Raw genomic sequence first — 2,170 nt, forward strand, 5'->3', positions numbered from 1 at the left:
CCGTACTGGTTTAAAGTTAATCCACTATATATAATTCTTCCTCACACACTCCCCTACTCTTTCCCCATGAAACTCAACCCCCAACAGCAAGCCGCCGTCAAATACCTCGGCGGGCCTCTGCTCGTGCTTGCCGGCGCCGGCAGCGGCAAAACCGGCGTGATTACGCAAAAAATCAAACATTTGATTGTCAATGTCGGCTATCTGCCGCATACCGTCGCCGCGATTACCTTTACCAACAAAGCCGCTACGGAAATGCAGGAACGCGTTGCCAAAATGCTGCCCAAATCGCAAACGCGCGGGCTGACGATTTGCACGTTTCACTCTTTAGGCATGAAGATTCTGCGCGAAGAGGCGAACCATATCGGTTACAAAAAAAACTTCTCCATCCTCGATTCCACCGACAGCGCGAAAATCATCGGCGAACTTTTAGGCGGTACGGGAAAAGAAGCCTTATTCAAAGCGCAGCACCAGATTTCCCTGTGGAAAAACGATTTGAAAACGCCCGAAGACGTGCTTCAGACGGCCTCAAACGCCTGGGAAGAACAAATCGCGCGCGTGTATGCGAGCTATCAGGAAACCTTACAAAGCTATCAGGCGGTGGACTTCGACGACTTAATCCGCCTGCCCGCCGTGTTGTTGCAGCAAAACAGCGAAGTGCGCAACAAATGGCAGCGGCGGCTGCGTTATCTGTTGGTTGACGAATGTCAGGACACCAACACCTGCCAATTTACGCTGATGAAGCTCTTGACCGGCGCGGAAGGCATGTTTACAGCCGTCGGCGACGACGACCAGTCCATCTACGCATGGCGCGGCGCAAACATGGAAAACCTGCGCAAAATGCAGGAAGACTATCCGCAGATGAAGGTTATCAAGCTGGAGCAAAACTACCGCTCCACCGCGCGGATTCTCAAAATCGCCAACAAAGTCATCGAAAATAATCCCAAGCTGTTCACGAAAAAACTTTGGTCGCAGTTCGGCGAAGGCGAAATCGTCAAAGTCGTTGCCTGCCAAAACGAGCAACACGAAGCCGACTGGGTTGTCAGCCAAATCGTCAAGCAGAAGCTGGTCGGCGGCGACAAAACCCAATACGCCGATTTCGCCGTGTTATACCGCGGCAACCATCAGGCGCGGATTTTTGAAGAAGCCTTGCGCAGCGCGCGCGTTCCTTACCAACTCTCCGGCGGACAAAGCTTTTTCGACAAAGCCGAAATCAAAGACGTTTTGTCCTATTTGCGCCTGCTTGCCAACCCCAACGACGATCCCGCCTTCCTGCGCGCCGTTACCACACCCAAACGCGGCATCGGCGATGTAACGCTGGGCAAACTCAACACCTACGCGCACGAACACGAATGCAGCCTGTATGAAGCCGCGCAAAACGAAGAAGCACTCGCCCTGTTGAACAATACCAACCGCCAACACCTGCAAGCCTTTATGGATATGTTCGGCAGCTACCGCGCCAAAGCCGAAACCAGCGAAGCGGGCGAACTCATCAACAGCCTGCTCAAAGAAATCGACTACGAAAACCACCTGCTTGCCAGCGAAGAGGGTAAAGCCGGCGAAATCAAATGGCGCAACGTCAGCGACCTGACCGGCTGGCTAGAGCGCAAAGGCGAACAAGACGGCAAAAACATCATCGAACTCGCCCAAACCGTCGCCCTAATGACGCTCTTGGAAGGCAAAAGCGAAGAAGAAGTCGATGCCGTCAAACTCTCAACCCTACACGCCTCCAAAGGCTTGGAATACCCCTACGTCTTCCTTGTCGGCTGCGAAGAGGGCATCCTGCCGCACAACGACAGCATCGAAGAAGACAATGTTGAAGAAGAACGCCGCCTGATGTACGTCGGCATCACCCGCGCCAAACGCCAGCTTACGCTGACCCACTGCGTCAAACGCAAAAAACAAGGCACATGGCAGTTCCCCGAACCCAGCCGCTTCATAGACGAAATGCCGCAGGAAGACATCAAGATTTTAGGACGCAAAGGCGGCGAACCGATTGTGAGCAAGGAAGAGGGCAGAAGCCATCTGGCGGGGATGCTGGATATGTTGGCGGCGAAAGGGAAGGGCTGAAACAAAAGATGGACAAGTAAAAGGTCGTCTGAAACTAGATCCGGTTTCAGACGACCTTTGCAATATTCCTATCTTAGAACGTGTTCATTGTCTCAGCCTCTGC

1 protein-coding gene is annotated in these 2,170 nt (G+C 53.2%); it reads left to right on the top strand.

The window, feature by feature from the left end; genetic code table 11:
• Positions 1-66 precede the first annotated feature (66 nt).
• Positions 67-2,067, top strand: coding sequence for a DNA helicase Rep (gene rep / locus HMPREF3066_RS02860; protein ID WP_060975208.1), 2,001 nt, complete (start codon positions 67-69; stop codon positions 2,065-2,067).
• The last annotated feature ends 103 nt before the right edge of the window (positions 2,068-2,170 follow it).

The organism is Neisseria sp. HMSC03D10 (assembly GCF_001807625.1).
Classification (GTDB): domain Bacteria; phylum Pseudomonadota; class Gammaproteobacteria; order Burkholderiales; family Neisseriaceae; genus Neisseria; species Neisseria mucosa.